We start from the raw sequence: 26,846 nt of genomic DNA on the forward strand, positions 1-26,846 counted from the left end.
TGGGCACGCCTTTGCTTCACCACGATTCGAAATGTCGGTGCGGTACGTCACACTGCTCTCATGGACTCAGTAGAACAGGCTGTCGCAGGTACGGGCCTGCTCGTCGCTGCCATCCGCGCACGCGAAAGCCTGCGTGCCGATCCGCTGTTCAGCGATCCGCATGCCGAACGTCTCGCCGGTCCGGCGGGCCGGCAGATGCTCGAGGCGGCGCTGGCGCAGTCCGGTGAGCAGTCCACCCTGCAGATCGTGGTGCGCACCCGGTTCTGGGACGAGGCGCTGCTGCGTGCGGTGCCCACCGCGCCTCAGGTGGTGCTGTGCGCGGCCGGAATGGATGCCAGAGCTTACCGGCTGGACTGGCCCGACGGCACATGCGTGTACGAACTCGACCAGCCCGCCGTCATCGCGGCCAAAGCCGGCGCACTCGCCGGTGCGACACCGCGCGCCCGGCGGGTGACCCTCGAGGCGGACCTCACCGACGACGCCTGGACAACCGCGCTGCCCGGCACCGGTTTTGATCCGCAGACACCGAGTGTGTGGCTGATCGAAGGGCTGCTGCAGTATCTCGCCGAGCCGGCGGTGCAGACGCTGTTCGACCGTATCGACGCCTTGACCGCGCCGGGTTCCACGCTGCTGTACGACGTCGTCGGCCAGACGCTGCTGGAGGCGCCGGTCATGGCGCCGTTGTTGAAAACGATGGCGGCACAAGGCTCGCCGTGGCTGTTCGGTTCCGACACACCTGGTGCGCTCGCCGAGCGGCGAGGGTGGCGAGCACAGGTGTTCGACATCGCGGAGGTGGGCAACCGCTGGAACCGGTGGTTCGCGTCGGTGGTGCCGATGGACGTACCAGGTGTGCCCCGCGGCTACTTCGTGGAGGCCCACAAGTGACGCGCGCATTCCGTGACCGGTTTCATGAGCTCGACGCAGACGTGTGGACCACGGCGTACCTGCCGGCCTGGAGTTCACGGGCAGAGGCTGCGGCTGCCTACACCACCGGGCCGGAAGGGCTCGACTTGTACATACCGGAAGATCATCCGTTGTGGTGTGCCGATCTGCACCCAACCCCGTTGCGGGTCTCCGGCTTTCAGAGCGTCAACCGGTCGGGACCCGTCGGGTCCACCGATGCGCCGCAGCCGTTCCGGGACGGGCAGGTGGTGCAGGAGGCGCAGCCCACTGTGCTGGGTTTCGCACCCCACTATGGCCGGGTCGCGGTGACGTGTTCGGCCACGCTGACACCCACCTCGATGTTCTCGGCGTGGATGGTGGGCCTGGAGGACACACCGGAACGCTGCGGCGAGATCTGCCTCATGGAGGTGTTCGGCAACACGGTCGTCGACGGCCGCGCCGCGGTCGGGCAGGGGATTCACCGGTTCCGTGACCCTGCGCTGCGTGAGGACTTCTCCGCCCCGACCCGTGATCTCGATATCGCCGACGAGCACACCTACGCCGTCGACTGGAGCCCAGGCCAGGTGCAGTTCAGCATCGACGGCACCGTCACCAGAACGGCTGACCAGGCGCCGGACTACCCGATGTTGTTGTTCCTGGCGGTCTTCGACTTCCCTGACGGGTCTGGTGACACGGCGGTGCCGCACCTGAGGGTGTCGGAGGTCAGCGGATCGGGCCTCGGGCCCGGCACCGTGGTGCGAGGCTGAGTCAGGCGCGCGCCAGCATCCAGGCGGTGCCGTCGCTGACACCGGTGGCGAGTACGTTCAGCTCGGCGAAGGCCTGTTCCAATTCGCCGGCGCGCACCCGGAACGGCGTGGTCTCGGTGCCCGCCGCGCTGAGCGCGCTGATCGCCAGCAGACCGCCGGGCGCCAGTCGCGCTACGATCGCACCGTCCAACCGGGAGTCGCGGAACTTGTGGCAGACAACCACATTCGCTCGAGGACCCGCGGGCAGCCCGCCGTCGAGGTCGGCTTCGGTGAAGGTGCAGCGTTCGCCGACTCCGCACTCGGCGGCCAGGTCACGGGCCTGTGCGAGGGCCACCGCGGAGACGTCGACGCCGGTGACCGTCATGCCGCGCACCGCCAGCCAGACTGAGCTCAGGCCACGCCCACAGGCCAGTTCGAGCGCATGACCGTGCGACGGAAACTCGGCGGCATACGGGGCGAACACCGCAGGCAGGCTCACCTCGGCCGGTGTCGGGCGCGACAGTTGCGCGTACCGCTGATCCCAGCGTCGGCCGTCCGCGGCGGACATCAGCTGATGCTGAGGAAGGGGCTCATCACATCGCGGGCGAACTGGACGGCATTGACCGAGGGGTCGCCGTCGGGATAGCTCACCGTCGCCAGCACATTGCCGCCGGCATCGGCGAAGTTGCCGTCGGCGCGGTCCTGGTGGGTGGACGAGGTCACCAGGATGATGCCCGATGTACCTGCCTGCTTGGCCAGCGGCACCGAGAACTGGGCGTTCTGCACGGTGCTGTTGGCCCGGTCCTCGACGATGATCCGGTTGGCGGGAAAGCCCAACAGCGTCAGCATGTTTCGCATCTGGCCGGCTTCGGTGCGGCCGTTCTTCGGGTTCCCGCCGGTCACGATGATCGGGGATTGCGGAAAGAACTGTGCCACCGTCAGGCCGGTGAGCACGCGGGTGCGCAGGATGGGGCGCATCCTGCCGTCCGGTTCGAGGCCGTAACCGAGGATGACGATCGCCGGTCTGGTGAAATCCTTTCCTGCCGGCGCCAGAGCGGGGGGATCGGCCTGCGCCGGTGCCGCGGTGTGCCCGCCGAGTGCGACGGCCAGGGCCAGGGTGACGGCGCCGAGCAGGGTCCTGCAACGCCTGAGCCGTGTTGTGCGCACGTCATCCTCCGTAACTGTCGTCTTCGTAAACTGTCGTGACGGCAGGGGCGGATGTTACGGACGGGTCACGAGCGGGGTAGCAGCGAGATCTTCTGCCAGATCTTGTTCGACAGTTCCGTGGTCAGCGTCTCGATGGTGGAGACCGTCTCCAGGACCACGCTGTCGGTGCTGTGCTCAGCGCACAGGGCAGCGGTCTTGGCGGTGAGACTCAGCATCTCCGAGCAGTAGTTCAGGTAATGGTGAAGCTGGTCGGCGTCGAGACCGTGGCGCACACTCTGCGCGGTGGGTGTGTACGTGGGGCTGGCCTGCTCGGGGTCCTTGGAGAGCTGGTGCATGTCGATCACGTGGGCCAGTGAGCGCAGCCGGTGCAGCACCCGCAACAGCGAGCGGCGCTCCAGACGCTCGGGGAACGCCCACAGGAACACCACCGCGATCGCGGCGAACACCAGGTCGTTGATCACGCTTTCCACCAGCGGCACCCAGTCGGAGGTGTGCGCCAGGCCGTCGAGCACGGCGGTACGCAAGCCGAAGACCATGGCGATCACGGTGGCGGCGACGATGACGATGCTGGCGAACCGGGCGGTGACCGTCATCCGGTGAAGTCGCTGGCGCGACTGGCCGGCCTCGTTGCGCACCAGTTCCACCAAGTTGCCCAGGTCGCGCGCCGCTTTGGTCAGCCCCCGCTCCCCGAAACGGGCGTGGATCCGCCGCTCGAGTTGATCGACCGTCGACCTCACGTGATCAGCCGCCAGTTGGATCTGGTCGCCTTCCGGGCTGGTGCGTGTCACGTTCAGGCGCCGACGTAGGCGGCCAGGTGCTCGCCGGTCACGGTGGAACGGTCGGTGACGAGATCGGCGGGAGTGCCCTCGAACACCACCCGGCCACCGTCGTGCCCGGCGCCCGGGCCCAGATCGATGATCCAGTCGGCGTGTGCCATCACGGCCTGGTGGTGCTCGATCACGATGACGGATTTGCCGGCGTCGACCAGGCGGTCCAACAGGCCCAGCAGTTCGTCGACGTCGGCCAGGTGCAGGCCTGAGGTCGGCTCGTCCAGGAGGTAGATCGCGCTCGTGTCGGCGCCCTTGTCGCTGAGCCGGGTGGCCAGTTTGAGCCGCTGTCGCTCGCCGCCGGACAACGTGGTCAGGGGCTGGCCCAAACTCAGGTAACCCAGACCGACGTCGGCGAGGTTGGCCAGGATCTTGTGTGCCGCGGGAGTCCGAGAGTCACCCTCGGCGAAGAATCCGCCCGCATCGACCACCGACATCGCGAGGACCTCGCTGATGTCGCGCCCGGCCAACCGGTACTCCAACACCGACGCGTCGAAGCGACGGCCTTCGCACACCTCGCAGGTGCTGGCGACCCCGGCCAGGATCCCCAGATCGGTGTAGGTGACCCCGGCGCCGTTGCAATTCGGGCATGCGCCTTCGGAATTGGAGCTGAACAGCGCGGGTTTGACGCCGTTGGCCTTGGCGAACGCCTTGCGGATCGGGTCGAGCAGCCCGGTGTAGGTGGCCGGGTTGCTCCGCCGGGAACCACGGATCGGGGTCTGGTCGACGGTCACCACACCGTCGCGTCCGGCGACCGACCCACCGATCAGCGAGCTCTTGCCCGAACCGGCCACCCCGGTGACCACCACCAGCACGCCGAGTGGGATGTCCACGTCGACATCGCGCAGGTTGTGGGTCTCGGCGCCGCGTATCTGGAATGCTCCGGACGAGGCGCGGACCTGTTCCTTGAGCGCGGCGCGGTCGTCGAGATGCCGACCGGTCAGCGTCCCACTGCTGCGAAGCTCCTCGATGGTGCCCTCGAACACCACCTGGCCGCCTTCGGTACCTGCGCCGGGGCCCAGGTCCACGATGTGGTCGGCGATCATGATCGCTTCCGGTTTGTGTTCGACGACCAGCACAGTGTTGCCTTTGTCGCGTAACTGCAGCAGCAGATCGTTCATCCGGGCGATGTCATGGGGGTGCAGCCCGATGGTCGGTTCGTCGAAGACGTAGGTGACATCGGTGAGCGCGGAACCGAGATGACGAATCATCTTGACGCGCTGAGCTTCTCCGCCCGACAACGTGCCCGACGGCCGCTCCAGGGCCAGGTAGCCGAGCCCGATCTCGACGAACGAGTCCAACGTGTGCTGCAGCGAGCCCAACAGCGGTGCCACCGAGGACACCCCTTCACCCGAGGCCAGATCGGTGACCCAGTTCGCCAGGTCGCTGATCTGCATGGCACACAATTCGGCGATGTTCCTGCCGTTGACGGTCGAGGACCGGGCTTCCTCGGTCAGGCGGGTGCCGTCGCAGTCGGGGCAGGTGGTGAAGGTGACCGCCCGTTCGACGAACGCCCGGACATGAGGCTGCATGGCCTCGACGTCCTTGCTCAGGTAGGACTTTCTGATCTGCGGGATCAGCCCCAGGTAGGTGAGGTTGACGCCGTCGATCTTGAGCTTGGTCGCCTCTTTGTGCAGCAGGGCGTCCAGTTCCTTCGCGGTGAAGGTGTTGATCGGCTTGTCGCAGTCGAAGAAGCCGCAGCCATTGAAGATCCGGCCATACCAGCCTTCCATGCTGAAACCGGGGATGGTCAGTGCGCCCTCGTTCAACGACTTCGTGTCGTCGTACAGGGCCGCCAGGTTGATGTCCGAGACCGAACCGCGACCTTCGCAGCGCGGGCACATACCACCGGTGATGGCGAAATCGCGCCGTTCCCTGACCGTCCTGCCGCCCCGTTCGAACGTCACCGCACCGGCACCGCTGACAGAGGCCACGTTGAACGAGAACGCCTGTGGGGAACCGATATGCGGCGTGCCCAACCGGCTGAACAGGATCCTGAGCATGGCCCCGACGTCGGTGGCGGTGCCCACGGTGGAGCGCGGATCGGCACCCATCCGCTGCTGATCGACGATGATGGCCGTCGTCAACCCCTCGAGGACGTCGACGTCCGGGCGTGCCAACGTCGGCATGAATCCCTGCACGAATGCGCTGTAGGTCTCGTTGATCAGCCGCTGCGATTCGGCGGCGATGGTGCTGAACACCAACGAGCTCTTCCCGGAACCGGACACTCCGGTGAAGACCGTGAGCCGGCGTTTCGGTAATTCGATGCTGACGTCTTTGAGATTGTTCTCGCGGGCGCCGGTGACCCTGATCAGGTCATGGCTGTCGGCGGGTGTTCCCATGGTCAGGGTCGCTCCTGGACGTTCTCGGCGGAATCGGCCTGCAGCGGCTCGAAGGCGCTGTCGAGGTCCTCGGTCGCGAGCACGATCGTGTCACAGGTGTCGCAAACGAGTCGATACCCTGGGCGCTGTGGACGCACGCGATTATCGGGTGGGCAATGCCGAGCGTGAGCACGTGGCGGGTCTGTTGCAGCGAGCTGTCGGTGAGGGCATGATCACCCTCGACGAGTTCAGTGACCGAATGGGCGCCGCGATGGCGGCCAGGACCCGAGGCGAACTCGGGGTGCTGGTGGAGGATCTGCCGGGTATGGAACTCCCGGTCGGTCCGCCCGGCCCACAGTCCTTGATCCCGGTCCCGTCGTCAGCGGAGGCGTTGCCGCTGAAGGTCACCATGTCCTCGATCAATCGCAGCGGCCGCTGGCAGGTGCCCGAACGGGTGGCGGTGCGGTCCCGGTTCTCCAACGTGGTACTGGACTTCACGAAGGCCGAGATCCGGACTCCGGTCTTGACACTCGAGATCGACGACATCTGCAGTAGTACCGACATCGTGGTGCCCGACGATTTCACCGCCGACCTCAACGGCCTGCAATGCCTTGGCAGCAGCGCCGGCTCCCGGGTGGGTTCGGCTCCTCCCGCCGGGCGGGTGCACATTGTGGTGCGGGGCAAGGTTCGGTTCGGCGCGCTCACCGTCAAGCATCCGTTCGGTGCGTGGTTCCGCAGGAACCTGGGATGAGTGAATGACCTTGCGCGCGTGGGCAATCGCGCGTGGTACCGGTCACAGGGGCGTGCGTCTCTAGACTGGCCGGTGTGTATCGCGGTACCTATCAAGCGCCCCCGGGGCTGCTGCGCGTCGAGGAGTGTCTGGATGCCGACGGCGGCATCGTGTTGCCTCCCGGTGTCACCCTGCTGTCGCTGATCGAGCGCAACATCGCCAATGTCGGGGACTCGGTCGCCTACCGATATCTGGACTACACCGTCTCCGAGGACGGACATGCCCACGAATTGACCTGGGCCCAGCTCGGTGAACGGTTGCGTGCCATCGCCGCTCGTGTGCAGCGGCTCACCGGCCGCGGCGAACGGGTGGCCATTCTCGCGCCACAGGGGGTCGACTACGTCGCCGCGTTCTTCGCCACGGTCAAGGCGGGCAACATCGCGGTGCCCTTGTTCGCGCCCGAGCTTCCCGGCCACGCAGAACGACTCGACACCGCCTTGCGGGATGCCCGGCCGACCGTGGTCCTCACCACCACCGCGGCTGCCGCCTCAGTCACCGAGTTCTTGCACAGGTCACTCGCACCCGAGGAACGACCGCAGGTGGTGGCCGTCGACCAGATTCCCGACGAGGAAGGAGACTCGTTCGCGCACATCGAGATCGACGTCGACGACATCTCACATCTGCAGTACACCTCGGGGTCCACCCGCCCTCCGGTCGGCGTGGAGATCACCCACCGTGCGGTAGGCACCAACCTGCTCCAGATGATCCTCTCGATCGATCTCCTGGACCGGAACACCCACGGTGTCAGCTGGTTACCGCTCTACCACGACATGGGCCTGTCCATGATCGGCTTCCCAGCGGTCTACGGCGGGCACTCCACGCTGATGTCACCGACGGCGTTCCTGCGCCGGCCGCTGCGCTGGATCAACGCCCTGGCCGCCGAGTCCCGCGACGCCCGGGTGGTCACCGCCGCACCGAACTTCGCCTACCAGTGGGCCGCCCAGCGCGGCCGGCCCGATCCCGGGTCCGACACCGACCCCGAGAAGATCGACCTCGCGAAGGTGGTGCTGATCATCGGATCCGAACCGGTGAGCGTCGAAGCCATCGAGGAGTTCACCACCGCATTCGCGCCGTTCGGTCTGCCGCGCACGGCGTTCAAACCGTCCTACGGCATCGCCGAGGCGACGCTGTTCGTCTCGACCATCGGGCCTGCCGATGAGCCCACGGTGACCTACTTCGACCGGCGAGCCCTGGAAACCGGCCGGGTCGAGGTTGTCCCCGCGGGAGACCCGCACGCGGTCGCACACGTCGCCTGCGGGCGTGTGGCGCGCAGCCAGTGGGCGGTGATCGTCGACACCGCCAGTGCGCGTGAGGTTCCCGACGGTGAGGTGGGGGAGATCTGGCTGCACGGCAACAACGTCGGCCGTGGTTACTGGAACCGGCCGAGCGAGACAGCCGCCACATTCAACGCCGAACTGCGGGGGGTTCTCGACGAGGGCAGCCACGCCGGAGGGGCGCCGGCAGGGGCCAGGTGGTTGCGCACCGGTGACCTCGGGGTGTACCGCGACGGCCAGCTCTACGTCACCGGCCGCGGTGCCGATGTGATGACGATCGACGGTCGCCAGATCTACCCGCAGCATGTGGAGGGCACCGCGGCCGATGCCTCGGCGATGGTTCGGCGGGGGTACGCCGCCGCGTTCGCGGTCCCGGCCGGCGACGCCGGGCAGCACCTGGTCGTGGTCGCCGAACGGGCCGCCGGCACCGCTCGTGCCGACGCCGCACCGGCGCTGCGGGCGGTCCGTGCCGCGATCATGGCGGACTACGCGGTACCCGAGGCCGACGTGCGGCTGGTACCCGCCGGCGCCCTCCCGCGCACCACCAGTGGCAAGTTGGCTCGGCGTGCGTGCCGCGCTGACTATCTCGCGGGCACCTGGGGTACCCCCGGCGTGTGCGCCCCCGAGTGACCGTTGTCCGCTGGACGGGTGACGTATATTTCGTGACACCTCACAACGCTCCAGCAGACGGGCATGGTGGATCGGACCGACCGCCTAGAGGAGAGTCCAGACGCTTCCCCGAGAGGATGGCCAGGTGAGCTCAGCGGGGACTGATCCGCTGCCGTCGAGCCCGACCGATGCTGCGGTGTTCGGTGCCGACCCCGCAGTCGGCGGCGACCTTGCCCGGGTGGACTGGGCGCAGACGCCGCTCGGGCCGCCGGCGCAATGGCCGCAGAGTCTGCAGACCGCCGTCAGCATCCTGTTGTCGTCGCGGTTCTCCATGTGGATGGCGTGGGGGCCGGAGCTCACGTTCTTCTGCAACGACGCCTACCGGCGGGACACCCTGGCCAGCAAGTATCCGTGGGCGCTGGGCCGGCCGGCCCGGGAGGTCTGGGCCGAGATCTGGGGTGACATCGGTCCGCGCATCGAACGGGTGCTGGCCACCGAGCAAGCCACCTGGGATGCCGCGCTACTGCTGTTCCTGCAGCGCTCGGGATACACCGAGGAGTCCTACCACACTTTCTCCTACAGCCCGTTACGCGACGACGCCGGGCAGGTGGTGGGTTTCCTCTGCGTGGTCAGCGAGGACACCGAGCGGGTCATCAGCGAGCGCCGGATGACCACGCTGCGGGACCTGGGCGCCGAACCCAGCGTGATGATCTCCGAAGAGGAGATGCTCGCCGCGGCGGCGCGGCGGCTCGGGCTCAATCTGCGCGACCTTCCCTTCACCTTGACCTACCTGTTCGACGACGAGGGCGCCCGACTCGCGGCCGCCAGCGGTATCGCAGCCGGCCACCCGGCAGCGCCCGAACTGCTGGCCTCCGGGGACGCCGACCCCTGGCCGGTCGAGGCGGTCAGGCACGGTGAGAGTGTGGTGGTGGACCTCGACGGTGAACTGTTCACCGAGCTGCCCTCAGGCGAGTGGGACGAACCACCCTTGCAGGCGTTGATGGTTCCGCTGTTGCAGCAGGGAACCGCGCCGGCGGGTTTCCTGGTGGCGGCGCTGAACCGGTACCGCCCGCTCGACGAGACGTACCGGGGTTTCGTCGAATTGGTGGCCGGCCACCTGGCCGCCGAGATCGGCAGTGCCCGCAGCTTCCGCAGCCAGCAGCGGCGCGCCGAAGAGCTCGCCGAACTCGACCGGGCCAAGACCACCTTCTTCTCCAACATCAGCCACGAGTTCCGTACGCCGCTGACCCTGATCATGGGCCCGGTCAACGACCTGCTCGACAGAGTCGACGGCACGGACGAGGCGGCTCGCCGAGAGCTGGAGGTCGTTCAGCGCAACGGGTTGAGACTGACCAAACTCGTCAATACGCTGCTGGACTTCTCCCGCATCGAGGCCGGGCGCATGCAGGCCAGTTTCGAGCCCGTGGACCTGGCGGCCGTGACCGCCGAGCTGGCCAGCGTCTTCCGCTCGGCGATCGACCGCGCCGGCCTCGAGCTGGTGGTCGACTGCGATCCCCTCGACGACCCGGTGTACCTCGACCGCGACATGTGGGAGAAGGTGGTGCTCAACCTGTTGTCCAACGCGTTGAAGTTCACCTTCGACGGTTCCATCACCGTCAGTGTCCGCCGGGACGCGGCCAACGCTGTGATCACGGTGGCGGACACCGGGATCGGTGTACCCCTGGCCGAGCAGCCCCGGCTGTTCGAACGGTTCCACCGGATCGAGAACGCACGAGCCCGGTCCAACGAGGGCAGCGGGATCGGCTTGGCGTTGGTCAGGGAACTGGTGAACCTGCATGGCGGCACCATCGTCGCCGAGAGCGTCGAGGGCGCGGGGACCACGTTCATCATCCGGCTGCCGTTCGGCAGCGCCCACCTGCCGCCGGGATCACTCGTGCCGGGAAGCGCCACCAGGGCGCTGTCGTTGGCGGCGGACCCTTATGTGCATGAGGCGCTGCGGTGGCTGCCCTCGGGTGTTGACGGTGCGGCCCCCGATGGTCCGCAGGTGCTGGATCCCACCTACGCACCTGCCGGCGCAACCGGCCCGGCGGCCCGTGTGCTGATCGCCGACGACAACGCGGACATGCGCGAGTACCTGGCCCGCCTGCTCGGTGGTGCCGGATACGACGTGTCGCTGGCCGCGGATGGACAGGAGGCGCTCGAGACCATCCGTGCGGACCAGCCCGACCTCGTGGTCAGCGACGTCATGATGCCGCGGCTGGACGGTCTGGGGTTGGTGGCCGCACTGCGCACCGATTCGCGCACCGCGGCGGTGCCGGTGCTGCTGCTGTCGGCGCGTGCCGGGCAGGAGGCGTCGATCGAAGGCCTGCACGCCGGCGCCGACGACTACCTCGTGAAGCCCTTCGCCGCAGCCGAATTGCTGGCGCGGGTGCGGGCCAACGTCGAGTTGGCGCGACTGCGCAACCATCACGCACGGTGGCGGACGGCGCTCGTCGAATCCCTGCAGGAGGCGTTCTTCGTCTGCGACGAGGACGGCGCCGTCATCGAGATGAACGCGGCTTTCAGTGAGATTCTCGGGTACGGGCCGGAAGGGTTGCCGTACCCCGCGATTCACCCCTGGTGGCCGGATGCCGAGACGGATCAGAAGGCGCACCAGCAGGTGGCCCGTGCGTTCGCCGGCCTGTTGGGCCGTCCCCACGGTGAATACACGGTTCCAGTCACCCACCGGGACGGACACCGGTTGTGGGTCTCCTTCACGTTCAACCACGCCGCCGACCCCGACACCGGCCGCCAGGTCACTGTCGGCACCCTGCGCGACGTCACCGCTGAGCACTACATGGTGCAACGCCAGACTGTCCTCGCCGAGCTGAATCAGCAACTGGCGCAGGCGGATACGGTGGACGAGGCCTTGCTCGCGGCGGCTGGGGAGCTGTGCGGGCTGTGGCAGGCGCACCACGTGCTCGCAGTGGTGTTCGCCGGTGCGGAAACCCCGGTGGTGCTGGGTTCGGGTGAGGTCGCGGAATGGCCGGAGCTGCCCTCGTGGGTGCGCGACCAGATCACGGCGCTGCGCGACGGCGAACTGCTGAGTGCGTACGTCGCCGAGCCGGGTTACGCGGGAATCGCCTTGCACCATCCGCGCGGGGTGGTGGTGGCGTGGATCCAGCTGTCCGAACCGCGCAAGCTCAGCCCCGAGGACCAGACGCTGTTGACGGTGGTGGCCGGCCGGCTGGGGCAGGGGCTGCAGCGGGTGCACCAGCTCGATCAGCAGCGCGAGACCGCGGTGGCGCTCCAGCACGCGATGCTGGGCCCGGATTTGCTGCCCCGGGGAATTGCGGTGCGGTACCAGCCGGCATCGAGCCCGTTGCAGGTCGGTGGCGACTGGTACGACGTGGTGGACCTCGATGATGGCCGGGTCGGGTTGATCGTCGGTGATTGTGTGGGTCACGGTCTGACCGCTGCGACGGTGATGGGCCAACTGCGTAGTGCGTGCCGGGCGCTGCTGCTGGAGCAGCCGAGTCCCGCAGCCGCGCTGGCCGGGCTCGACCGGTTCGCCGCCCGGCTCCCGGGTGCGGCGTGCACCACCGCGTTCTGCGCGGTGCTCTCACCGGATACCGGCGAACTGGTCTACTCGAGCGCGGGCCACCCGCCGCCGATCCTGGTTCATGCCGACCGCCGGATCGCGCTGCTGGAGGATGCCCGAACGATTCCGATCGGTGTCCGGCAGGACTGGTCACGGCCGGAGGGCAGTGTGGTGATGCCCGCACGGTCGACGCTGCTGCTCTATACCGACGGGCTGGTCGAGCGACGCCGGGATCCTCTCGACCATGGGATCACCCGGGCCGCCGGCCTGGTGCAGGAGGGTCGTGCGCTGGCACTCGAGGACCTGTCCAGCCGCATCATGGACCGTCTGGCACCCGATGGCGGTTACCAGGACGATGTCGCGATGCTGCTCTACCGGCAGCCGGCGCCGCTGCAGCTGGGATTCCCCGCTGATGTGAGCCACCTGGCCCGCACCCGTGGTGAGCTCAGGAGTTGGCTGGGCCGGGCGGGTATCGCAGGGGAGCAGGCCCAGAACGTTCTCATCGCGGTGGGCGAGGCGGTGGCCAACGCCATCGAGCACGGACACCGCAACAGCCCGGGCGGCCTGGTCACGTTGAGCGCCAGCGCGTTCGTCGACCAGCTGCATCTGTCCATCGTCGACACCGGGATGTGGAAGACCGCCCGCCCGGGTGCCGACATCACCCGGGGCCGCGGGGTGACCTTGATGCACGCCCTCATGGATGATGTGTCCATTCAGTCCGACGAGGGCGGAACGACCGTCCACTTGTACGCGAGGATTGGCTCATGACCACGCCTCTGTCACTCGACACCAGGCGTCGAGACGATGGGACGTTCGCCGTGGTGGCGACCGGAGAGATCGACCTGAGCAATGTCGGCAGATTCACCGAGGCGCTCAACACCGCGATCGCCGGTGCGGTGGATTCGACGCCGGTCACGGTGGACCTGAGCGCGGTCGAGTATCTGGACAGCGGCGCCATCAGCGTGCTGTTCGACCGCAGTGGCAGCGTCCGGGTGATCGCCAATCCGATTCTGATCCCGGTGCTCAACATCAGCGGCCTTGCCGACCTGACGTCAGTGGAACCGCCGCCTGCTCAGGGCTGACCTCGCGCCTCTTCGGTCCTCGGCTGTGCGGCCGGTCGTCAGAACATGCTGACGATGACCGCGATCCCGGCGGCGACGAACAACGCCACAAAAAGCACGACCGCGACCAGCGTGATGACGCTGGTCGCGGTCACCTTCCGTCGTGGACGAGGTTCGGGCTCACCCAGCCCGGAGGTCTGCGCCGAATCCGGGGGTGTGGACCCGGGAGTGACGCCTCCACCCGGTTCTAGATCGGGTGTGGCGGCCGGATCGGGGTCCGGCGGTGTGGCGGTGGGAGGCGGCTTGTCTTGGTTCTCGCTGGGCACCGAAACCGCATACCCTCGTGGGCCGCACTCACACCGCTGCCGCCAGCGGCGCCGCTCAGTAGTTGGAGCAGCTGCCGGCGACCTGGTTGATCAGGCCGGTGTAGCTCTCCAGGGCGGGGTAGGCCTGGATCTGGGCGATCATCGCCCGGCGTCCGTCCGGCGGGGAGGCCACGAGCTGCTGCAGCCACGACGTGGCCACCGGGCTCGAGGACAACTGGCCGGCCGCCTCGGGTGACTGGGCGTTGAGCGCAGCCATCACCTGCGGGTAGGTGCAGGTCGAGTTCACGATCGTCTCGACATCGGGTGAGGCGGCCGCGATACCGCTACCGGCGGCCAGGGCCATCAGTGCGCCACCGGAACAGACGATCATTCGCTTCATCAAAGACATTCCCCGTATACCTTTCGTAACCGCCGCCCCTGGCGGGGTGAGTTTGACCTGCTGACACTGTTATCGCCACGGTAGCAGCCTTTGTTAGCTGATCTCGGGACGAAATTCGGTACGGCCGTACCGGTGAACCTCACCCTGCGGTCACAGGTAGGGGTCAGCCCAGGCGCTGATGATCCGCGCGGCGCGGGCAGCCTGGTTCTTACCGGTGAGGAGGTGGTCGGCGCCTTCCAGCGAGACAAAGCTGCGGGGATGCCGGGCAGTGCGGAAGATCTCACTGGCGTTGGCGATCCCGACGGTGTTGTCCGTCGGCGAATGCATCACCAACAGCGCCCGGCGCAGGGTGCGGATCCGCTCCCGGAGGTCGGCGGCCCGGACGTCCTCGATGAAATGGCGTTTGAGGGTCAGCGCCTTCCCGCCCACCAGGAAGGGCGCCTCGCCGTCCTCCTCGATCCGGTGCAGCAGGGCGTCGTAGTTGTGTTCCACATGCGCCGGGTCGTACGGCGCCCCGACGCTGGCCACCGCGGCCACCGTCGGGCACTCGTGTGCGGCGGCGATCACCGCGGCCCCGCCGAACGAATGCCCGACAAGCAGGCGCACCTCTCGGCCGGAGTCGTTCATGAACTGCACAGCCTGAACCGTGTCGGCCACCTTGTGGGAGAAGGACCCGTCACCCCAGTCGCCCTCGGAATGGCCGAGGCCCAGATTGTCGAACCGCAACATTCCGATGCCCTCGGCGGCGAGCTGCTTGCAGATGCGCGCCGCGGCCGGGCAGTCCTTGCCGAGCGTGAAGCCGTGGGCGAAGACTCCCCAACCGCGCACCTCGCGCTCCGGCAGGTCGATCAGCCCGGCCAGCGTGGGTCCGGTGGTGCTCGGGAACGTCACACGCTCAGCCACCCGCCCATCCTGTCATCTCGTCACGACGGCGCGATCGGCGATCAGATACTTGTACAGGTTCCAGCCGAGCCCCGAGACCCGGTTCGAGCTGATGGTCACGAAGTCGGTGATCACCAGGTCGATGATGAACTGTTCGTCGAGCAACACGTCGGTGTAGTCGCGGTAGGCCTCGATCGCCTCGGGTGAGCGGGGATCGGCCAGCTCGGTCAGCCGGGCCACTGCCTCGGCGTAGCGCGGCGAGGAGAAACCGGACAGATTGCCTGCCGGTTTGAAGGGCGCCGCCCCGGTGGCCAGAGTCGCCGGACCGGACTGACCGAAGCCGTGCGGATTGATCCACAGCTGGCGCTGCGGTGACTTCAGGAAGGTCGAGAACGTCGCCTGCTCACGCGGGTCGATGACGACGGGGATCCCCACCTCGGCCAGGTTGTTCTGGATGATCGCTGCGATGGTGGGTGCCGGAGCGAGCCCCGTGCCATAGCTCAACAGCAGCGGTGCAGACGGCGGCCCACCGCCCGCGGCCAACAGCGTCCGGGCGCGATCGAGGTCTCGACGATAGGCGGTGCGAGCCGACTGACTGAAGGCCAGCGAGCTGCGTGCCCACGGCGCACTACTGGACGTCGCATTACCGGCGAATACGTCGGTGGTGATCCGGTCGCGGTCCACCGCATACGAAATGGCTTGTCTGACAGCCTTGTTGGACAGGTAGGAATCCTGCACGTTGGCGCCCACGTAGTAGGCCACGTCGTAGACGCCTTCACGGATGGTGTCGAACCGGGTGTTGCCGTCGAACATGCGCACCACGTTGCCCACCACGTCGCGCACGACGTTGGTCTGGCTTGCCCACAGCGAAGCCAGTGGTTCGTTCTGCCGGATCAAGCGCACGCTGGGAATCGAGGCCGGGCCACCCCAGTACTGCTCGTTGCGCACCCAGTGTGACTGCTGTCCGCGCACCCACGACCCGAAGCGGAACGGGCCCGTGCCGACAAATGCCTCGCCGGCGAGCAGCTCGGCTTCGCTCTCGGAGTCGGTGAGCACCATGAACTCGAACAGGTCGAACACATTCCCCAGCGGATGGGCCAGCGTCAGTACCGCGATGTGCGGGTCCGATGTGTCGACACCGGTGATCGCCTGCGCGGTGGCCTGCAGCTGTGACCCCGCCGAGTCCTTGGCCAGATTCGCGATCGAGTAGGCCACGTCCGCGGAGGTGAACGGCCGCCCGGAGTGGAACACCACATCGGGGCGCAGGCGCACCGTCACCGTCCGCCCACCGTCGCGGATGTCCCACCCGGAAGCCACCAGAGGCCGGGGTTGCATGGTGGACAGGTCATAGGAGGTCAAGGTGTCGAAGACCAGCCGGCCGATCGACATCGAGGTGATCGACTGGGAGAAGATCGATTTGGGGTCCAGGTCGCTGAGCACGCCCAGCGCGAGTCCGCCGTCGCCCTCCCGGGCCTGTTCGACGGCCGAGGTGCACCCGGCGGCCGCCGCGGCCGACGCCCCGAGGGCGAGCCGCAGCAGTGTCCGGCGATCGAATGTGGTTGTCACAGGGCGTCCTTGCGGTTCCGGCGCTGCCGTTGCAGTGCCGGGTCGGGGACCGGTACCGCCGCCACCAGTCGGCGGGTGTAGTCGGCCTGAGGCGCGGTGAAGACCTGGGACGGGTGGCCGGTTTCGACGATGCTGCCGTTGCGCAGGACACCCACCCGGTCGGCGACGTCGTTGACCACCGCCAGGTCGTGGCTGATGAACAGGCAGGCGAACCCATAACGGGCCCGGAGTTCGTTGAACAGGTCCAGCACCGCGGCCTGTACCGAGACATCGAGCGCGCTGGTCGGTTCGTCGGCGACCAGGAGCCGAGGGGACAGCGCCAGCGCCCGTGCCAGGGCGACCCGTTGCCGCTGCCCACCGGACAGTTCGGCCGGTTTACGGCGGCTGAATTCGGCCGGTAGCCGCACCGCGTCCAGGAGTTCGGCGACGCGCCGCGCGATGTCACTCTTGCCGGTGTCGCCATGGACCACCAGTGGCTCGGCGATGCAGGCGCCGACGGTGAACCGGGGGTCCAGCGAGGCGCGCGGGTCCTGGTGGATCAGCGCCAAGCCCTTGCGGGTTCGCCGGATGTCGGCGCGTCTGGCCGTCGCGAGATCCAGGCCGTCGAAGGTGACCACCCCTCGACTGGGGGCGATCAGCCCCAGCGCGACACGTCCCACGGTGGTCTTGCCGGAGCCGGACTCGCCGACCAGTCCCAGCACCTCACCTGCGGAGAGGGACAACGAGATGTCGGTCAGGGCGTTGAAGGCCGGATTGCCTTGTCGGCCTGGGTAAGTGACCTCTACACCGGCCAGCTCCAGCAGGGCGGCTGCCGCCGGCTCGGGGTCGTCGCCGGGGTCTTCGGCCGCCGATGGCAACGCGGGCACCGCGGCCAGCAGCATTCTGGTGTAGTCGTCGCGCGGGTGGGCGAACAGCTGCTCGACGGGCGCCTGTTCGACGATGTCTCCGTCCCGCAGCACCACCACCCGGTCGGCGATGTCGGCGACCACACCGAGATTGTGGGTGATCAGCAGGACGGCGGCGGCCCGCTCGTCGCGCAACCGCCGCAGCAGTGCGAGGATCTCGGCCTGGACCGTCACATCGAGTGCGGTGGTGGGCTCGTCGGCGATCAGCAGGTCGGGTTCGCCGGTGAGGGCCAAGGCGATGACCACCCGTTGTTTCTGCCCACCGGAGAGTTGGTGCGGATAGAAGTTGACGCGGGTTTCGGGTTCGGGCAGGTCGACCTGGCGTAACAAATCGATCGACCGCGCTCCGGCGGCCCGGGGGTTGAACCTCTCACCCGCCTTGTGTGCGTGCGCCCGAAGCGCTTCGCGCAGTTGGCGTCCCACCGTCTGTACCGGGTTCAGCGCAGTCTGCGGTTCCTGGAACACCATGGCCGCCGCCGTTCCGCGCAGCTTCTGCAGCGTGGCCGCCGGCGCGCCCACCACCTGGACTCCGGTGAGCTCCACCGATCCCGCCGCAACGGCCCCGTCGGGTAGCAGACCCAGGACCGACAGCGCCGTCAACGACTTGCCGGAGCCGGATTCGCCGACCAGCGCCACGATCTCACCGCGCCCGACCGTGAGGTCGATACCGGAGACCACCCGGCGCGGTCCGCCTGCGGATTCGAAATCGATGGTCAGACCGTCGATCTTCAGCATGTGCTCAACCACGGCGCGCCTGTCCCAGCGCCTGCGACACCAGCAGGAAACCCAGCACCAGGCCGACGACGACCACCAGGGGACCGACCGCGAACAACGGGTTCCACACCAGGTAGTAGTTGCGCATCGAATCGCTCAGGATGGCTCCCAGCGAGGGTTCTGGTGGTTGCACACCGATCCCGATGAAACTCATCGCCGACTCCAGGAACACCGCCAGCGACAGCGACAGCGCCAGTTGCACTCCCAACGGTTCGATGCTGTTGGGCAGGATGTGTTTTCGCAGTATCCAGCTGCGCCGGGCCCCGAACACCTCGGCGGCTTCGACGAACGGTGACTCCCGGACCCGCAGGATCTGCGACCGGATGAGGCGCCCGAACAGCGGCACCTCCGAGGCGATGATCACCACGATCACCGCTTGCTTGCCGGGTCCCAGTACCGCGGCCAGCGTCAGTCCGAGAATGATGGCCGGAAATGCCAGGATCACGTCGAAGAGCCGTTGTGTCACCTGATCGGCAAACGCGGACACACTGGACACCAGCCCGATCAGAGCGCCGAGCACGGCCGCTACCGGCACCGCCACGAGGATGATCTCCAGCGTCGTCCTGATTCCGTACAAGGTCCGCGCATAGAGGTCGCGGCTGAGTTCGTCGGTTCCGAGTGGGTGGGCCCACGACGCTTTGAGCAGTCCCGCTCCGGGCGGTTGAGCCAGCGGATCCACCGACGTCAGGACGGGGGCCAGCAGACCCGCGCCGGCGATCAGTACCAGCAGAACCGCCCCGACCAGGCCCTGTCCGCGACGCAGCGCGGTGAGGGTGGTCATGCCCTGGTCCTGGTGGAGTCGACGCGGATGCGTGGGTCGAGCAACGCGTGGGTCTGGTCGGTCAGCAGCTGAAGGATCACGAAGATCGTCACCGAGACCAGCAGAAGAATCTGCACCAGCGGATAGTCGCGACGGTTGATTCCTTCCTGCAGCAGGCCGCCGATACCGGGCCAGGCGAATATCGCCTCGACGATCACCGCGCCGGACAGCAGCGAGCCGGTCTGCAGACCCAGCACCGTCACCGCCGTCGGCAAGGCGTTGCGCATCGCACCCCGGGAGATGATGCGCCACTGCGAGATTCCCAGGGCCCGCGCGGTGAGCACGTACGGCTGGCGCAGTTCGGTGCGCAGCGCCTCGGTGAGGAAGCGGGTGAGTGCGGCACCGACCGGCAGTGCCAGGCACACCGCCGGTAACAACAGGTACTGAGCGGTGATCCACGGGTTGTCCAGCAGCCCGTCCGGTGGCAGGCCCATCGCCGGCAGCACCGGCCACAGCAGCGCGAACACCAGCACCAGCAGCACCCCGGTCACGAAGGTCGGCAGTGCGACGGCGAGAGTGTTCGCTCCGTTGACCAGGACCGTGACCACCCGGTTGGGCCACACCACCGCGGCGATCGAGATCCCGAGACTGGCCACCACCGCAATCACCAGAGCGGCTGCCGACAGCACCAACGTGTTGGTCAGACCTTCACGCACCAACGCCGAGATGGGACCTCCCCGCCCGAAGGACTGGCCCAGATCCCCGGTGAGTACATCGGTGAGCCAATGCCAGTACTGCGCGGCCACCGGCTGATCGAGACCCAGCTGGGCGCGCAGTGCGGCCAGCTGCTCCGGCGTGGCGTCGGAGGCCAGGATCGCAGTCGCCGGATCGCCGGGGATGAACTGCAGCAGGCTGAAGATGACCACCGAAGCCACGAAGAGCACCACGAGTGCCGTTGTGGCGCGGCTGAGGAGATATCGGGTCACAGTTGGTCCAGTCTGCCCCCATCTCGATGCTCTTCTGTGAACGAATCACCCGGATCCGCCGAAAGAATCCCGCTGATCTCAAGGGGGTTGCTGATCCCGGTGGGGGTACTAGGAACAAGAACGGGTCAGAGGGATCACCACCACGGAGGAGATACCACAGGATGAGCGCCGGATTCAGCTGGGCGGCATGGCACAACGACTATGCCGACCCCACCTCCGAGCTCTCCCACCGCCTCGTACACGTACAACGCCGACTTCGCGACGCGCTCGATGCGGCGCCTCCGGGTCCCATCCGGGTGGTGAGTCTGTGCGCGGGGGAGGGACGCGATCTGTTGGGTGTGCTGCCGGATCACCCGCGTCGCGATGACGTCCGGGCCCGTCTGGTGGAGGTCGATCCGGAGATCACCGAGCGGGCCCGCGCGGTCGTGGGCGCGGCCGGCCTGACCCAGGTGGAGATCGTCACCGGGGACGCCGCCATACCGGCGGCCTACGAGGGGCTGATTCCCGCCGATATCGTGCTGGCGTGTGGCATCTTCGGCAATGTCGATGACGAGGACATCAGGAACACCATCCGCGGCCTGCGCCAGTTGAGCCGCCCGGGCGCGACGGTGCTCTGGACCCGCCACCGAAACCCGCCCGATGCGACGCCGACGATCCGGCAATGGTTCCGCGAGCACGATTTCGACGAGGTCGCCTTCGACTCCGAGGAGAATTTCAGCTTCGGAGTGGGAACCCAGCGTTTCATCGGCGAGACAGCACCCTTGGAGCCGGACGCACGACTGTTCCGGTTCCGCACCCGCACCCACTGAGAGGAATCCATGAGCGACCACATCTACCGTGTGATCGAGATCGTCGGCAGTTCCAGCGACGGCGTCGACGCTGCGATCACCAACGCGATCTCACGGGCGTCCAAGACGCTGCACGGGATCGACTGGTTCGAGGTTTCCTCGATTCGGGGTCACGTCGAAGATGGTGCGGTAGGCCACTTTCAGGTGACGTTGAAGGTGGGCTTCAAACTCGACGAGAAGGACTGAGGCGCCCACGCTCGGGCTTTCGGTGCTCAGGGTGCCGCCAGCGCTTCTGCGGTGGTGCGCACGTCGCGATAGAGGGCAGGCAGGTCGGCGACCGAACACCCCGGTTGAGCGCGCCAGTGGTCGAACGTCACCCGCAGAATCGCCGTCGCGATCTCCGCGATGAGCCGGCTGGTCAGCGGTTGATCTCCGGGGAGCCGGGCTTCCAGCCGCACCCGCAGGCGTTCCATGCTCGCCAGTTCGCGCGCGGCCACGGCATCGCGCAACGCGGGCTCGGCACTGATCAACCTCTGCAGGGTCACATACCGGTCGGCCTCGTCCTGCGCCAGTTGGTCGATCTGGCGCTCGTGAAAGGTCAGTAACGCCTGGAGTGCGCCGTGGGGATCCGGCGGCAGATCCAGCGAGTCGATCGCCTCGTCGAGGGCGCGGTAACCGAGCAGCACGGCGTCCTCCTTGGTGGCGAAGTAGCGGAAGAAGGTCCGCTGTGAGATACCTGCGGCGGCAACGATCTCGTCGACCGTCGTGGCCGAGAAGCCTTGACGTTCCATCAGCGCCAGTGCGGCGTGGTACAGGTCCTGTTCGGTGGCCAGGCGTCGTCGTGTGCGTAGGTCCTGCGTCGTGTCCGCCATACCCGTCCCCTGCCGTCGAGGTCCCCGCCTGCTACCGTAGCTGACAGTAACTGCCAAGGCGCGTGTTGGTGCCATGATGGCAGGTCTTGTACATCGAATGGGTCTGGGGTGGGTGGAGTGCTGACGCGTGGTGGCTGACGAACACAGCGTCCCGGCGACCGCAGACAGCGACAAGCTGCCGGCCGGGGTGCCGAAGCTGATTGCGCTGCTGCTGTTGTCGACGTTCCTGGTGATCCTCAACGAGACCATCATGGGAGTCGCGCTGCCAAAGCTGATGGTCGAATTGGACATCACGGCGTCGACGGGGCAGTGGTTGACGACGGCTTTCATGCTGACGATGGCAGTGGTGATCCCGATGACGGGCTCCATCCTGGACCGCTTCACCACCCGCACCGTGTTCGTCACGGCTGCGTCACTGTTCACGGTGGGCACGCTGTTGGCCGCTGCCGCACCGGGATTCGGTGTGCTGTTGCTCGGCCGGATCGTGCAGGCAGCGGGAACGGCGTTGCTGCTGCCCTTGCTGATGACCACCGTCATGACGTTCGTTCCCGAGTCGCGGCGCGGCCGGATGATGGGTCTGATCTCGATCGTGATCGCGGTGGCCCCGGCGATCGGACCAACGGTGTCCGGGCTCATTCTCGACAGCCTGGGCTGGCGGTGGATGTTCATCGTCATGCTGCCACCCGCCCTGGTGGCGTTGGCCTTGGGAATCGTGTTGGTGCGCAACGTCAGTGTCACCCGTGCGGTGCGATTCGATGTGTTGTCGATGAGCCTGTCGGCGTTGGCATTCGGCGGTTTGATCTTCGGGCTGAGCAGTATCGGCGAGTCCAGTGAAGGGCATGCCCTGATGCCGCCCGTCATTCCGATCGTCCTCGGTGTCGCGGCGCTGATCGGTTTCGTGCTTCGCCAGATCCGGTTGCAGCGCAACGACAGCGCGTTGATGGACCTGCGGCCGTTCGCGACCCGCACTTTCACCACCGCCACCGTGTTGGTGTTGATCAGCATGGGGGCCTTGTTCGGCACGTTGATCCTGCTGCCGTTGTACCTGCAGAACGTGTTGGCGCTCGACACCCTGCAGACCGGCCTCCTGCTGCTCCCCGGCGGTCTGGTGCTCGGCGTGATGGGTCCGGTGGTGGGTCGCCTGTTCGATCGTTACGGCCCCAAACCGCTGGTGATTCCGGGTGCCATCGCGTTGAGCGCGGCGTTGTGGGCCATGACCACGCTGGATCAGCAGAGCACGACCACTCGTGTCATCGCGGTGCACATCGCGCTGTGCGCGGCGCTGTCCTTGATGCTGACCCCGCTGATGACCTCGGCGCTGGGCTCGCTTCCGGCCCGGTTGTACTCCCACGGCAGTGCCATCGTCAGTACCGGCCAGCAACTCGCCGGTGCAGCGGGAACGGCGCTGTGCATCACCTTGATGTCCACCGGCACGGCCGCCGCGGTCAGGGACGGGCTCGACCCGGTGGCCGCCCAGGCCACTGGTGTGCACACGGCATTCCTGGCCGCGGCTGCGCTCTCCGTGGTGGCGGTGGTCGGCTCGTTCTTCGTCAAGAACCCGCCCAGGACCGCGACCAGCGAGTTGTCTGCGCTGCACTGAACGGCGGTGTGGCAGGGTGCGAGGATGGCTCGCGAAATCCAGGTCACCTACGACTGTGCCGACCCTGCCGCACTGGCCGAGTTCTGGGCCGTGGTGCTCGACTACCGAGTGCAACCGCCACCCAACGGTTTCGACACCTGGGATGCTGCGCTCGAGGCATTCGGGGTTCCCGCCGAGCGGCGCAACGACCGTTCCGCATTGATCGACCCGACCGGGCAAGGGCCACGTCTGTTCTTCCAGAAGGTGCCCGAGGGCAAGGCCGCGAAGAACCGGATCCACCTCGACGTGCGCGCCGCACCGGGACACGACGGTGACGAGCGGATGGCGGTGTTGGAGGAGTTCGCCGCGCGCCTGGTCGCGCTCGGCGCCACCCGGATCACACGGCACGAGCCGGCCCCGCCTCTCGACGGCGGGCACATCGTGCTCGCCGACCCGGAGGGCAACGAGTTCTGCCTCGATTAACGCCGGCTGGCCCGGCGTTCTGCGCCGAACGTGTGCAGCACCGCGTCCCAGCCGAGACGATCCCGGGAGGCGCCGGCCCAGCAGATATAGCCGTCGGGACGCACCAGTACCGCGGGCCCGTCGTCAGCGCGTTCAGCCTGCAGGATGCCGGTGCCGGTGACGGCTGCAGCTCCGCGCTCGCGAAGCAGTGCGAAACCGGGGGAGCGCTGCAGGGTCGTGACGCGGTTGCCGACGAGCGGGGTTCGAGTGGCGCGGGTACCCACCAGGTGATGGTCACCGGGGCCGCGCCCATACCGCAATGACGTGCCGGCGAAGGTACCTGCCACCGCATCGCGGATCAGTGGGATTCGAAGAGCATTGGGCGCCAATAGGTTACGCAGGAAACGAGCCGGGCGTGGCCGCAGGGTGACCGCCCGTGCCATCATGCCCGACTGCAGCAGCACCCGCCGTCCGACGGGGTGACGCTCGTGGTGGTAACTGTCGAGCAGTTCCTCGGGAGCACCGGCGAGCACCGCATCGATCTTCCAGGCCAGGTTCGCCGCATCCTGGATGCCGGTGTTCATGCCCTGCCCGCCCATCGGGGAGTGCACGTGGGCAGCGTCGCCGGCCAGGAACACCCGCCCGTGGCGATACCGCGCCACCTGCCGTTCGTCGCAGTGGAATCGCGAACGCCAGCTGATGTCCAGCACACCGTGATCGGTGCCCATCGCCCGGGCGAGCACGTCGGAAACCTCGGCGTCGTGCACGGGTTCGGTGTCGGGCATCTTGTGATTGCGGTCCCACACCATGGCGCGGTACCAACAGCCGTCGGCGTCGCCGCGTCCGTACGGCGCGAGGAAGCCGAAGACCTCGCGGGTGCTGCCGAGCGTCAACCCGTCACCGCCAGGACTGCGCGCGAGTTTGACGTCGGCCAGCACGATCGACGAGAGCAGTGTCTTTCCGGGGAAGTCCGCACCGACCAGCTGTCGCACGGTGCTGTGTGCGCCGTCGGCGCCAATCGCATACCGAGCCCGCCAGGTCCGGGCGCCGGCGGTCACCGTCACGCCGTCGTCCTCTTGTTCCAGCGTCGTCACCGTCACACCCCGGTGCATGTCGGCGCCCGCGTCCGTGGCGTAATCCCACAGTGCCGCATCGACATTGGTCTGGGGTGTGACGAGCACGAACCGGTAATCCGAATCCACGTGGGTCAAGTCGAGCCGGGCCCCGGCGAACAGGCTGACGCCACGAGCATGCCGGCCTCTGGTGAGCAGGTCATCGGCAAGGCCGCGCGCGTCGAGCACCTCGAGTGTTCTCGGCATCGTGGCAAAGGCACGACTGGACGGGTTGGCCGATGGACGCCGCTCGAGCACCGCCACCGAGCGGCCGGCCCGGGCGAGATCGCCGGCTGCCGTCAACCCCGTCGGCCCTGCTCCGATGACGACGACGTCTTTTTCAGTGACGTCTTTTTCAGTGACGTCGTTTTCAGTCATGACAGCGCGCCTTCCGGGGTGGGGAACCAGCGCCGGATGTCATCCGGAGTGGACGCGGCAGCGCGGTTGAACACGAACCTGCAGTGGGGCTGCAGGGTGTGTGCGGCGTTGACGATCGCCTCGAACAACAGGGTGTTGCCGGCCACCAGGCGGATACCCGCACCGATCAACACCGCGTCGTAGTGTGCTGCCGCCAGCGCGGCGCGGGCTTTCGCGGCGCCCGCGTCGCCGAAATCGATCAGGCAGTTGTCGACCTGATAGCCGGCGGCGCGCAGACCTCTCACGTTGTCGTCGTTGGCCGCACGCAGAGTCTCCCGCGTGAGTCCGGGGAACGAGGCGAAATCCGGCGAGGAGTAATCGATGACGTCGGGGTCGAGCCCGATCTGGATGGCCGAGACGCTGCTCATGGAACCTTCCTCTCAAGTCAACGGCTGATGACTTAGACCGTACGGCGAGGCGTTCACCAATGTCAACGAGTGGTGACTTATTCTCGGTGCATGCCTGCCGCCCGCGCCCGCAATGCCGAAGCCACCCGGGCCGACATCCTGTCGGCGGCGCGCGCACGGTTCGGCGCCGACGGCTATGAGCGCACCACGTTGCGCGCGGTGGCCGCCGACGTCGGAATCGATGCCGCCCTGGTCATCCGTTACTTCGGCAGCAAGCAGGAGTTGTTCGCCGCCGCCGCCGAGTTCACTCTCGACCTTCCGGACCTGCGCGGCGTCCAACCCGATGGCGTGGCAGAGGCGTTGCTGTCGAGGTTCTTCGCGGTATGGGAACAGGACACGACGTTCGTGGCCCTGCTCCGCGCCGCCATGACCAGCGAGACGGCCGCGGAGACCATGCGTCAGGTGTTTGCGACGCAGGTCGCGCCCACACTGGCGGCCGTCACGCCGGATCATTCCGCCGAACGGGCCGGCTTGCTCGGCGCGTTCATCATCGGGCTGGCCACCACCCGATACGTCCTGGTGAACCCCGCGGTGGCCGACCTCGATCACGACACCCTCATCCGGTGGGCAACACCGGTGCTGCGGCAGCTCCTGACGGGCCCGGCTGCGTGAAACGAGCCACATGGGTATGCCACCTCCCATGTGGACCACCAGTAGACACATCGATGCAGCGCCGGACACCGTGTGGCAGATCCTCATCGACCTCGACGCCTGGCCGGTGTGGGGCCCGACGGTGGCCGGCGCCGAGATGGAGGGCGGTGCGGCCCTGCGTCTCGGCGCGCGGGGACGTGTCTGGACCCCAGTCGGAGTGCCGCTACCGTTCGAGATCATCAGTTTCGAGCCCGGCCGGGTATGGGGCTGGAAAGTCGCCGGGGTCCCCGCCACCCGCCACGGGGTGGAACCCCAGGGGAGTGGCTGTCGGGCGTGGATGAGCGCCCCGGTGTGGGCACCGGCGTATTTGCCCGTGCTGGCGATCGCACTGCGCCGCATCGAAGGTCTGGCCCTGACAACCACGTAAACGCTGGATGAATCAACGTCAAATGATCGTGTTGCGGGCTGCGGGATGCCCCACGGGTCGCCATGATCGCAGGGTGGAGTCTTTTGTTGCGGTGTACGTGGACAGTTCGGCCAAGGTGGAGACCGTGCGCGACGCCGTGGCCACACTTGCGGTGCCCGGGGGTGTCTCGCAGGTGGCGGTAGTCGCGACCGACACATTCGACTGCCGCATCGCCGTCGACCTCAGCGGTGACTTCGAAGCAGCCCAGGGACAGTCCATCGCGCGGACATACGCCGAGGGACTGGAGAAGTTGCTGGGCGTGCCGGTGTACTGCCTGGCTGATCTGTTGATGCGCGACTATCCCGCGAGCTGAACCTCGACACCTGTCAGATACCGTTCGACCTCGACGGACATGC

At 67.5% G+C, this 26,846-nt stretch carries 27 protein-coding genes; 13 read left to right on the forward strand and 14 right to left on the reverse strand.

What is annotated here, in order from left to right; translation table 11 throughout:
- The first annotated feature begins 60 nt into the window (after positions 1 to 60).
- Positions 61 to 885, forward strand: a complete 825-nt coding sequence (locus AC3A6P_RS28240) for an SAM-dependent methyltransferase (RefSeq protein ID WP_487695548.1) — start codon at positions 61 to 63, stop codon at positions 883 to 885.
- Entirely contained in the window at positions 882 to 1,649 is a 768-nt protein-coding gene (locus AC3A6P_RS28245; protein ID WP_487695549.1) for a glycoside hydrolase family 16 protein, read from the forward strand. Before AC3A6P_RS28240 ends, AC3A6P_RS28245 begins: the two co-directional genes overlap by 4 nt.
- Before the next feature lies 1 nt (position 1,650).
- Here the strand turns inward: AC3A6P_RS28245 and AC3A6P_RS28250 are convergent, their stop codons facing one another.
- The 4 genes from AC3A6P_RS28250 to AC3A6P_RS28265 form a co-directional block, all read right to left on the reverse strand.
- Positions 1,651 to 2,196, reverse strand: coding sequence for a class I SAM-dependent methyltransferase (locus tag AC3A6P_RS28250; RefSeq protein ID WP_487695551.1), 546 nt, complete (start codon positions 2,194 to 2,196; stop codon positions 1,651 to 1,653).
- A complete protein-coding gene (locus tag AC3A6P_RS28255) occupies positions 2,196 to 2,795 on the reverse strand; it encodes a YdcF family protein (protein WP_487695553.1) in 600 nt (199 codons plus the stop codon). The genes AC3A6P_RS28250 and AC3A6P_RS28255 overlap by 1 nt, the downstream gene beginning before the upstream one ends.
- Positions 2,796 to 2,860: 65 nt before the next feature.
- Positions 2,861 to 3,583 carry a hypothetical protein gene (locus AC3A6P_RS28260; protein WP_487695555.1) on the reverse strand — a complete coding sequence of 241 codons (723 nt, stop codon included), beginning with the start codon at positions 3,581 to 3,583 and terminating at the stop codon, positions 2,861 to 2,863.
- A 2-nt stretch (positions 3,584 to 3,585) separates the two neighbouring features.
- Positions 3,586 to 5,964 (reverse strand): ATP-binding cassette domain-containing protein, encoded by a 2,379-nt coding sequence (locus AC3A6P_RS28265; protein ID WP_487695557.1) that lies wholly within the window; start codon positions 5,962 to 5,964, stop codon positions 3,586 to 3,588.
- A gap of 127 nt (positions 5,965 to 6,091) precedes the next feature.
- Here AC3A6P_RS28265 and AC3A6P_RS28270 point away from each other — a divergent pair, with 127 nt between their 5' ends.
- The 4 genes from AC3A6P_RS28270 to AC3A6P_RS28285 all read left to right on the forward strand — a co-directional run bounded on the left by AC3A6P_RS28270 (position 6,092) and on the right by AC3A6P_RS28285 (position 13,239).
- On the forward strand, positions 6,092 to 6,694 hold the full coding sequence (locus AC3A6P_RS28270) for a DUF1707 SHOCT-like domain-containing protein (protein WP_487695559.1): 603 nt from the start codon (positions 6,092 to 6,094) through the stop codon (positions 6,692 to 6,694).
- A 74-nt stretch (positions 6,695 to 6,768) separates the two neighbouring features.
- On the forward strand, positions 6,769 to 8,637 hold the full coding sequence (locus tag AC3A6P_RS28275; RefSeq protein ID WP_487695560.1) for a fatty acyl-AMP ligase: 1,869 nt from the start codon (positions 6,769 to 6,771) through the stop codon (positions 8,635 to 8,637).
- Between the two features lie 124 nt (positions 8,638 to 8,761).
- Positions 8,762 to 12,925 carry a SpoIIE family protein phosphatase gene (locus AC3A6P_RS28280; RefSeq protein WP_487695561.1) on the forward strand — a complete coding sequence of 1,388 codons (4,164 nt, stop codon included), beginning with the start codon at positions 8,762 to 8,764 and terminating at the stop codon, positions 12,923 to 12,925.
- Positions 12,922 to 13,239 carry an STAS domain-containing protein gene (locus tag AC3A6P_RS28285; protein ID WP_487695562.1) on the forward strand — a complete coding sequence of 106 codons (318 nt, stop codon included), beginning with the start codon at positions 12,922 to 12,924 and terminating at the stop codon, positions 13,237 to 13,239. Before AC3A6P_RS28280 ends, AC3A6P_RS28285 begins: the two co-directional genes overlap by 4 nt.
- Before the next feature lie 38 nt (positions 13,240 to 13,277).
- On the opposite strand, the gene AC3A6P_RS28290 is transcribed toward AC3A6P_RS28285, so the two are convergent.
- The 7 genes from AC3A6P_RS28290 to AC3A6P_RS28320 all read right to left on the reverse strand — a co-directional run bounded on the left by AC3A6P_RS28290 (position 13,278) and on the right by AC3A6P_RS28320 (position 19,796).
- On the reverse strand, positions 13,278 to 13,544 hold the full coding sequence (locus tag AC3A6P_RS28290) for a DUF6480 family protein (protein ID WP_487695564.1): 267 nt from the start codon (positions 13,542 to 13,544) through the stop codon (positions 13,278 to 13,280).
- A gap of 55 nt (positions 13,545 to 13,599) precedes the next feature.
- Positions 13,600 to 13,923, reverse strand: coding sequence for a hemophore-related protein (locus AC3A6P_RS28295; RefSeq protein WP_487695566.1), 324 nt, complete (start codon positions 13,921 to 13,923; stop codon positions 13,600 to 13,602).
- A 150-nt stretch (positions 13,924 to 14,073) separates the two neighbouring features.
- Positions 14,074 to 14,826 (reverse strand): alpha/beta hydrolase family protein, encoded by a 753-nt coding sequence (locus tag AC3A6P_RS28300; protein ID WP_487695568.1) that lies wholly within the window; start codon positions 14,824 to 14,826, stop codon positions 14,074 to 14,076.
- A gap of 12 nt (positions 14,827 to 14,838) precedes the next feature.
- On the reverse strand, positions 14,839 to 16,371 hold the full coding sequence (locus AC3A6P_RS28305; protein WP_487695570.1) for an ABC transporter substrate-binding protein: 1,533 nt from the start codon (positions 16,369 to 16,371) through the stop codon (positions 14,839 to 14,841).
- Positions 16,368 to 18,011, reverse strand: coding sequence for a dipeptide ABC transporter ATP-binding protein (locus AC3A6P_RS28310; RefSeq protein WP_487695571.1), 1,644 nt, complete (start codon positions 18,009 to 18,011; stop codon positions 16,368 to 16,370). The genes AC3A6P_RS28305 and AC3A6P_RS28310 overlap by 4 nt, the downstream gene beginning before the upstream one ends.
- A 4-nt stretch (positions 18,012 to 18,015) precedes the next feature.
- A complete protein-coding gene (locus AC3A6P_RS28315) occupies positions 18,016 to 18,831 on the reverse strand; it encodes an ABC transporter permease (RefSeq protein ID WP_487695573.1) in 816 nt (271 codons plus the stop codon).
- Positions 18,828 to 19,796, reverse strand: coding sequence for an ABC transporter permease (locus AC3A6P_RS28320; RefSeq protein ID WP_487695575.1), 969 nt, complete (start codon positions 19,794 to 19,796; stop codon positions 18,828 to 18,830). The genes AC3A6P_RS28315 and AC3A6P_RS28320 overlap by 4 nt, the downstream gene beginning before the upstream one ends.
- Positions 19,797 to 19,957: 161 nt before the next feature.
- Here AC3A6P_RS28320 and AC3A6P_RS28325 point away from each other — a divergent pair, with 161 nt between their 5' ends.
- Positions 19,958 to 20,605 (forward strand): class I SAM-dependent methyltransferase family protein, encoded by a 648-nt coding sequence (locus tag AC3A6P_RS28325; protein WP_487695577.1) that lies wholly within the window; start codon positions 19,958 to 19,960, stop codon positions 20,603 to 20,605.
- Between the two features lie 9 nt (positions 20,606 to 20,614).
- Positions 20,615 to 20,830: a dodecin gene (locus AC3A6P_RS28330; protein ID WP_487695578.1), complete on the forward strand. Its 216-nt coding sequence runs from the start codon at positions 20,615 to 20,617 to the stop codon at positions 20,828 to 20,830.
- A gap of 26 nt (positions 20,831 to 20,856) precedes the next feature.
- Here AC3A6P_RS28330 and AC3A6P_RS28335 read toward each other — a convergent pair whose 3' ends face one another.
- Positions 20,857 to 21,456: a TetR family transcriptional regulator gene (locus AC3A6P_RS28335; protein WP_487695580.1), complete on the reverse strand. Its 600-nt coding sequence runs from the start codon at positions 21,454 to 21,456 to the stop codon at positions 20,857 to 20,859.
- A gap of 127 nt (positions 21,457 to 21,583) precedes the next feature.
- Here AC3A6P_RS28335 and AC3A6P_RS28340 point away from each other — a divergent pair, with 127 nt between their 5' ends.
- The gene (locus AC3A6P_RS28340) at positions 21,584 to 23,056 is read left to right on the forward strand and encodes a DHA2 family efflux MFS transporter permease subunit (protein ID WP_487695582.1); all 1,473 of its coding nucleotides are present in this window, start codon (positions 21,584 to 21,586) and stop codon (positions 23,054 to 23,056) included.
- Between the two features lie 24 nt (positions 23,057 to 23,080).
- A complete protein-coding gene (locus AC3A6P_RS28345; protein WP_487695583.1) occupies positions 23,081 to 23,518 on the forward strand; it encodes a VOC family protein in 438 nt (145 codons plus the stop codon).
- Here the strand turns inward: AC3A6P_RS28345 and AC3A6P_RS28350 are convergent.
- The gene (locus tag AC3A6P_RS28350) at positions 23,515 to 24,987 is read right to left on the reverse strand and encodes an FAD-dependent oxidoreductase (RefSeq protein WP_487695585.1); all 1,473 of its coding nucleotides are present in this window, start codon (positions 24,985 to 24,987) and stop codon (positions 23,515 to 23,517) included. The genes AC3A6P_RS28345 and AC3A6P_RS28350 overlap by 4 nt on opposite strands.
- Entirely contained in the window at positions 24,984 to 25,394 is a 411-nt protein-coding gene (locus tag AC3A6P_RS28355) for a hypothetical protein (RefSeq protein WP_487695587.1), read from the reverse strand. The genes AC3A6P_RS28350 and AC3A6P_RS28355 overlap by 4 nt, the downstream gene beginning before the upstream one ends.
- A 90-nt stretch (positions 25,395 to 25,484) precedes the next feature.
- Here AC3A6P_RS28355 and AC3A6P_RS28360 point away from each other — a divergent pair, with 90 nt between their 5' ends.
- From AC3A6P_RS28360 to AC3A6P_RS28370, 3 genes are all read left to right on the forward strand, one after another.
- A complete protein-coding gene (locus AC3A6P_RS28360) occupies positions 25,485 to 26,045 on the forward strand; it encodes a TetR/AcrR family transcriptional regulator (protein WP_487695589.1) in 561 nt (186 codons plus the stop codon).
- A 16-nt stretch (positions 26,046 to 26,061) separates the two neighbouring features.
- Entirely contained in the window at positions 26,062 to 26,451 is a 390-nt protein-coding gene (locus AC3A6P_RS28365; RefSeq protein WP_487695590.1) for an SRPBCC family protein, read from the forward strand.
- Between the two features lie 73 nt (positions 26,452 to 26,524).
- Positions 26,525 to 26,803 carry a hypothetical protein gene (locus AC3A6P_RS28370; protein ID WP_487695592.1) on the forward strand — a complete coding sequence of 93 codons (279 nt, stop codon included), beginning with the start codon at positions 26,525 to 26,527 and terminating at the stop codon, positions 26,801 to 26,803.
- Positions 26,804 to 26,846 lie beyond the last annotated feature (43 nt).

This window comes from Mycobacterium sp. Soil_C_30 (assembly GCF_057656995.1).